This window comes from Saccharopolyspora sp. NPDC003752 (genome assembly GCF_053605825.1).
In genome coordinates this window covers 56,768-63,255 of the sequence record NZ_JBSGJZ010000044.1, presented here as the reverse complement: position 1 = coordinate 63,255, position 6,488 = coordinate 56,768, and the positions used below count along the sequence as shown (strand labels likewise).

Annotated in this window: 6 protein-coding genes; 3 read left to right on the top strand and 3 right to left on the bottom strand. The window is 70.5% G+C overall.

The annotated features are described in order from the left end of the window. The first annotated feature begins 240 nt into the window (after positions 1-240). Positions 241-1,008 carry an SRPBCC family protein gene (locus ACWEV3_RS36630; RefSeq protein ID WP_452618294.1) on the top strand — a complete coding sequence of 256 codons (768 nt, stop codon included), beginning with the start codon at positions 241-243 and terminating at the stop codon, positions 1,006-1,008. Between the two features lie 139 nt (positions 1,009-1,147). On the opposite strand, the gene ACWEV3_RS36625 is transcribed toward ACWEV3_RS36630, so the two are convergent. From ACWEV3_RS36625 to ACWEV3_RS36615, 3 genes are all read right to left on the bottom strand, one after another. Then, the gene (locus ACWEV3_RS36625) at positions 1,148-2,137 is read right to left on the bottom strand and encodes an o-succinylbenzoate synthase (RefSeq protein WP_452618293.1); all 990 of its coding nucleotides are present in this window, start codon (positions 2,135-2,137) and stop codon (positions 1,148-1,150) included. 216 nt (positions 2,138-2,353) lie between these two features. Further along, entirely contained in the window at positions 2,354-2,947 is a 594-nt protein-coding gene (locus ACWEV3_RS36620; RefSeq protein WP_452618292.1) for a suppressor of fused domain protein, read from the bottom strand. Between the two features lie 254 nt (positions 2,948-3,201). Further along, positions 3,202-4,863 (bottom strand): DNA repair helicase XPB, encoded by a 1,662-nt coding sequence (locus ACWEV3_RS36615; protein ID WP_452618291.1) that lies wholly within the window; start codon positions 4,861-4,863, stop codon positions 3,202-3,204. Positions 4,864-5,036: 173 nt separating this feature from the next. Between ACWEV3_RS36615 and ACWEV3_RS36610 the strand changes: the two genes are divergently transcribed. Beyond that, positions 5,037-5,780: a hypothetical protein gene (locus ACWEV3_RS36610; protein ID WP_452618290.1), complete on the top strand. Its 744-nt coding sequence runs from the start codon at positions 5,037-5,039 to the stop codon at positions 5,778-5,780. Positions 5,781-5,947: 167 nt separating this feature from the next. Continuing rightward, the gene (locus tag ACWEV3_RS36605) at positions 5,948-6,448 is read left to right on the top strand and encodes an LppU/SCO3897 family protein (protein WP_452618289.1); all 501 of its coding nucleotides are present in this window, start codon (positions 5,948-5,950) and stop codon (positions 6,446-6,448) included. The last annotated feature ends 40 nt before the right edge of the window (positions 6,449-6,488 follow it).

Genomic DNA, 6,488 nt, shown 5'->3' with positions numbered 1-6,488 from the left:
CTATCAACATAGTACCTTAGTGGTGCCGTCTTTCGTGCAGCCCGCGAGCGCGAGGGGGGGGGGGGGGGGGGCGCCCGGCCCCCCCCCCGCCGCCCCGCCCGGCGTCCGGGCCCCGATGATCCGAATGGGGTATCGGACGACCGCTGCGGCTGGGAAGCTGGTGTTGGACTGTGAAACGCAGCTTCTTCAGGAAGGACGGCTCATTCGAGCCGAGCTCGGTCGAACCAGGAGGACCCTCCAGTGCAGATGCAGCACCAGTTCAGCGTTCCGGTGCCGGTCGACGTGGCGTGGAAGGCGCTGCTCGACCCGGAGCGGGTCGCCCCGTGCATGCCCGGCGCCACGCTCACCAAGGCAGAGGGCAACGAGTTCGCCGGCTCCGTCAAGGTCAAGCTCGGCCCGGTCACGCTGCTCTACAAGGGCACCGGGACCTTCAAGGACGTCGACGAGGCCGCCCGCCGGGTGGTCATCGACGCCAGCGGCAAGGACTCGCGCGGCAGCGGCACCGCCGCGGCGACGGTCGCCGCGGTGCTCACGCCGGAAGGCGACACCACCGCGGTCACGGTGGACACCGACCTGAAGGTCACGGGCAAGCCGGCGCAGCTCGGCCGCGGCCTGATCTCAGAGGTCGGTGGCAAGATCCTGAACCAGTTCGCGGCGAACCTCGCGAAGCGGCTCACCGAGGAGGAACCGGCGGAGGAGGCCGAGGCGGAAGCCCCCGCGGCTTCCGGCGCTCCGGCGGCTTCGGCGGCTTCGGCGGGCGAGAAGGCCAGCTGGCGGGTCACGCCGGCGGGCAGCCACGACACGGCGTTCACCAGCACGGCGAAGGAAGAACCGGCGCGCAAGGCGGACGCGGTCGTGACCGGCGGCGCGGCACCGGCGGACGAGGCCATCGACCTCCTCGGCACGGCGGGAGCGCCGCTGCTCAAGCGCCTGGCCCCGGTCGCGGTAGCGGTGGTGGTCCTCGGGTTCGCGTTCCGCATCATCCGCCGTCGGCGCCGCCGCCGCTGACTCCACCAGGCCGCCACCCGGGGCTCGCCCCAGGTGGCGGCCGCATCGCGTCAGGCACCGGGCGCCTTCGGGATGAGCCTGGCGGAGCCGTTCTGAAACGGACCCTGGAACTGGGCGTCGGAGAACGCGCCGCCGGAGGTCAGGGCCGGGCGAGCAGGTCGTGGACCCGGCGGAGCCGGTCGAGCCAGTAGCGCTGCACGTCGGCGGTCGGCGTAGCCGCCGCGACGAGCGCGGGATCCGGCTCCGGCGGACGGCGGAGCACCGGCAGGTGGCCGTCCACGGGAAGCAGCGAGTCGGCGACGACGTCGCCGTCGAGCAGCGCCACCGTGCCCAGGCCGCAGGCGAAGGGGAGCTCGGGCAGTGAGCCCGCCAGGGCGAGCTGCGCGGCGAGGCCGACGCTGCTCTCCACTGCGGAGGACACGACGCAGGGCAGGCCGCAGGCCTCGGCGACGCGCAGCGCGCGGCGGACGCCGCCTAGCGGCGTGGCCTTGATGATCGCCACGTCGGCCGCTCCGGCGACCGCCACGCGGAGCGGGTCTTCGGCGCGGCGGATGCTCTCGTCGGCCGCGATCCGGACGTCCACGCGGCGGCGGACCGCGGCCAGCTCGTCGATCGTCGGGCACGGTTGTTCCGCGTACTCCAGGCCTTCCGCGGCCTTGTCCAGCTCGCGGATCCGGGTGACCGCCGTGTCGACGTCCCAGGCCGCGTTCGCGTCCACCCGGATCGCGCCGCCGGGCCCCAGCGCGTCGCGGACCGCCGCCACGCGCTCGACATCGTCACCGGGGGACTGGCCGGGCTCGGCGATCTTGACCTTCGCCGTGCCGCAGCCCGACGCCGCGACGATCGCCGCCGCCTTCTCCGCCGGCACCGCGGGCACCGTGCAGTTGACCGGGATGCGGTCGCGCACCGGCTCCGGCCATTCCTCGGTGCACGCCTCCAGCGCGGCTCGGAGCCACGGCACCGACTGGGCGTCGTCGTAGTCCTCGAACGGGCAGAACTCGCCCCAGCCGGCCGGGCCGCTCAGCAGGACTCCGCGCCGCACCGTGACGCCCCGGAACTTGTTGCGCATGGGCAGTGCGTACACCCGAACCGCGTCCAACTCCGCCAGGTCGATCGTCGCCGAGTCCATGGCCTGATCCTTTCAGCCCGTCGCCGTCACCGCGCATCAAGGCACACCGCCGCCGCCGGCCGGTGGCGCCGCAACTTCAATGGAAATCAGAGGTTCGATTTCCATTGAAATTGCGGGAGTTGTCCACACCCATCGGCGTGTCGTGGCCCGACACGCCGATGGACTTCAATTTCCATTGAAATCGAAGGTTCGATTTCAATGGAAATTGCGCTCTGCTCAGACCACGCTGGGGCGGCCGAGGTCGAAGACGTCCACCTCGAACCGGGCCCACTGCTGGCGCAGCGAGGTGACGCCGTTGTCCAGGATGTAGTTCAGCTCGCCGATGGTGACCGGCAGCAGCGTGAACACCTGCAGCTGCTCGACCCCGTCCGGATCGGTGAACCTGGTGAACTCCGGCGGGAACAGCGGGTGGCCGCTGGCCAGGACCCCGTGGAACTCGGTGCCCGGCAGCAGCGGTTGCTCGTTCGGCACGATCTGGTCCGGCACCAGGTGGGTGCGCTGCTGCACCAGCAGGCCGGCGGTGAGGTCGACCAGGTGCCGGGCGGCTTCGGCCTGCTCCTTGTAGACGGTGCACGCGAGTTCCTGGGCCGGTTCGGCGCCCAGCGGCTGGAACCGCAGGCCGGTGCTGATCACCGTGGTCAGGTGGTACTGCTGCAGGTGGAAGAACACCAGCCCGTAGCCGCGGTTGGTGCCGTGCGCGTTCGGGGGTTCGGCGCCGGTCGGCGTCCCGGCGTGACGTTCCAGGCTTTCCGCGAGTCCGACGAACCGGTGCGCGCCGCCCATCGCCGCGCGTTCCTGCTCGGTGGCCATCCGATCTCCAGTACCTTGCTCGATACCCGCGTCGGACCGGCTCGCATGAGCGAGGAATGGCGAAGCTTCGCTCATGACGCCTCCAGCATCTTGCGGGACATCCGCACCTGCGTTCCTCCTGGCGCCCGCGCACCCCGGACCCGGGGCGACCTGCGATTCGGGTGCTGCGTGCGTTCATCGCAACGGTAGCCGCTGCGGGGCCGAACTCGGACACTTTTGGATGACAGCCGACCGGGTGTGTCCCCCAATTGTCGTCACCCGACGTCCGGGATCGCCGGCCCGAGCAGGTCGTCGGCGTCGACGATCTTGTACGCGTAGCCCTGCTCGGCGAGGAAGCGCTGCCGGTGCGCCGCGTAGTCGGTGTCCAGGGTGTCCCGCGACACCACCGAGTAGAAGTGCGCCTGCTTGCCGTCGGCCTTCGGCCGCAGCAGCCGGCCGAGCCGCTGCGCCTCCTCCTGCCGCGACCCGAAGGTCCCGGACACCTGCACGGCGACCGACGCCTCCGGCAGGTCGATGGAGAAGTTCGCGACCTTCGACACCACGAGCCGGCTGATCTCACCGCGCCGGAAGGCGTCGAAGAGCTCCTCGCGCTCCTTGTTCTTCGTCGAGCCCTCCACGATCGGCGCGTCCAGCGCCTCGCCCAGCTCGTGCAGCTGGTCCAGGTACGCGCCGATGACCAGGGCGGGCTCCCCCGGGTGCCGGTCCAGGATCGCCTTGACCACCGGTGACTTGGTGCGCGCCGTCGAGCACATCTTGTAGCGCTCGTCGGAGTCGGCCGTGGCGTACTCCAGCCGCTCGTTGTCGGTCAGCGTCACCCGGACCTCGATGCACTCGGCGGGCGCGATCCAGCCCTGCGCCTCGATGTCCTTCCACGGCGCGTCGTAGCGCTTGGGACCGATCAGGGAGAACACGTCGCCCTCCCGGCCGTCCTCGCGGACCAGGGTCGCGGTGAGCCCGAGGCGCCGCCGGGACTGCAGGTCGGCGGTCATCCGGAACACCGGCGCGGGCAGCAGGTGGACCTCGTCGTAGACCACCAGCCCCCAGTCGCGGGAGTCGAACAGCTCCAGGTGCTTGTACTCGCCCTTGGAGCGGCGGGTGATCACCTGGTAGGTCGCGATGGTGACCGGCCGGATCTCCTTCTTCTCCCCGGAGTACTCGCCGATCTCCTCCTCGGTCAGCGAGGTCCGCTCGATCAGCTCGCGCTTCCACTGCCGCCCGGCGACGGTGTTGGTGACCAGGATCAACGTCGTCGCCTGAGCCTCGGCCATCGCCGCCGCGCCGACCAGCGTCTTGCCCGCGCCGCAGGGCAGGACCACGACGCCCGAGCCGCCGGCCCAGAACGACTGCACGGCCTGCTGCTGGTAGTCGCGCAGCGTCCAGCCGTCCTGCTGCAGCGCGATCGGGTGCGCCTCGCCGTCGACGTATCCGGCCAGGTCTTCGGCGGGCCAGCCGACCTTCAGCAGCATCTGCTTCAGCCGCCCGCGCTCGCTGGGGTGCACCACCACGGTGTCGTCGTCGATGCGCGCGCCCAGCATCGGCGCGATCTTCTTGTTCCGCAGGATCTCTTCCAGCACCGCGCGGTCCAGCGAGTTCAGCACCAGGCCGTGCGCCGGATCGTTGACCAGCTGCAGGCGGCCGAAGCGGCCCATCGTCTCGACGATGTCCACCAGCAGCGGCTGCGGCACCGGGTAGCGCGAGAAGCGCACCAGACCGTCCACGACCTGTTCCGCGTCGTGCCCGGCGGCGCGCGCGTTCCACAGCGCGAGCGGTGTGATGCGGTAGGTGTGCACGTGCTCCGGGGCGCGTTCCAGCTCGGCGAACGGCGCGATGGAGGTGCGCGCATCGTCGGCGAGGTCGTGGTCGACCTCCAGCAGCAGGGTCTTGTCGGACTGGACGATCAGGGGTCCGTCGGTCACGGGTGCGCAGCTCCCTCGGGTCGGACGGCTTCTTCGCAGGTGATCAGCGGTGCCGATGGCGGCGGCCGGACTCCGCACCCAGTATTCCACCGTCGTCTTTATCACCCGTTCGGGCACTAGCGGCCGTACGGGCTCGGCTAAATTGCTCATTGCGCACAAAAATCGGAGGAGCAGTGAGTTATCCACCGCAGGATCCGTACGGATCGCAGTCCGGTCCGTACGGATCGCAGCCGGGCCACGGGTCGTACCCGCAGGGCCAGTACCCGCCGCCGAACGCTTCGGACGACTTCTGGCGCCACGTCGCGGGCAGCCAGCCGCCTTCGATGCCGCCGAAGAAGAGCCGCACCGGCCTGATCATCGGCCTGGTCAGCGTCGGCGCGGTGGTGGTCATCGGCATCGTGGTGACGATCATCCTGCTGGCGGTCAACAGCGGCGGCGGCCGGACCGAAGCCGGCCCGACCACCGAGCCCAGCACCGACCGCAGCACCACGCGCACCACCGAACGCAGCACCGAGCGCACCACCGAGAGCTCGGGCAGCACGTTCGAGGCCGGCAGCTGCGTCTCGCTGGTCAGCGAGAAGGGCGGCGAGATGAACGCCGCTGATTGCGGTTCCGCGGACTCGGACTACAAGATCATCGACGTCGTGGAGGGCAACAACCGGAGCCTCTGCCTCGACGACTACACCAACGTCGTCGGCGGCAAGACCTACTGCATCGAGCTGGACGTCAAGCAGGGCGACTGCCTGACGGACTTCAACGACGCGGAGGACAGCGTGCCGCTGAAGATCGACTGCGGCAAGGCCGAGGACCAGGTGACCAAGGTCGCCGACAGCACCGACCCGAAGACCGCGTGCGCCGAGGGCGAGGGCTACTACGTCTTCGAGAAGCGCACCGTCTGCTTCGGCAACGTCCAGTAGTGATCGGTCGTGAGCGCCGTTGCGCGCTCACGACCCCGGATTCCTCCCCCGGAGTCCAGGCGGCCCATCCTGAAAACAGGCCAAATCGGGCCGTTCGTGCTGATCGGCGGTGGTCGGACCGCGATTTCGGCTAGGTTTGCGCGGCTAGATCGTTTCCGGAGGGATCCATGAGCCATCCGCCGCGCAGCCGGGCCGGGAAGGTGGCCTGGCGCGTCGCCTACGTCGGCGTGCTCGCCATCGGATTCGCCATCGTCATCGGCGCCTACTTCACCCTCGGCGGCGACCGGGCCGACGCCGGGGACTGCGTGGACATCACCGGCGTCGGCACGGCGGATCCCGACTGGCGGCAGGTCGACTGCGGCGGCGCCGAGTCCGACTTCCTGATCGCCGAGGTCTCCGAGTCGTGCCGGCCGGGGTACGCGACGGTCCGCCGCGACAGCGGGCTGCGGTTGTGCCTGGTGCCGGACGTGGTGGTCGGCGACTGCCTGCGCGTTCCGGCGGCAGGCATCGAGACCAAGGCGCGCTGCGACGAGCCCGGCGCGAACGAGCGCGTGACCGGCGTGGCGTCGGACACCACCGGCGCGGCGGCGTGCCCGCCCGGGACGGTCCGGAGCACCGTTTATCCGGAACCGGCGCGAACGGTGTGCACCGGCCCTTCCGCGCAGTGACAAAGACGATCTGGTTCGGCGGCCTTCGATGTGATGTCGT

What these genes read in the sequence shown, in the direction of transcription:
- ACWEV3_RS36625 (WP_452618293.1), bottom strand. Translation starts at nt 2,137, where the DNA reads ATGGACTCGGCGACGATCGACCTGGCGGAGTTGGACGCGGTTCGGGTG.
- ACWEV3_RS36605 (WP_452618289.1), top strand. Translation starts at nt 5,948, where the DNA reads ATGAGCCATCCGCCGCGCAGCCGGGCCGGGAAGGTGGCCTGGCGCGTC.
- ACWEV3_RS36620 (WP_452618292.1), bottom strand. Translation starts at nt 2,947, where the DNA reads ATGGCCACCGAGCAGGAACGCGCGGCGATGGGCGGCGCGCACCGGTTC.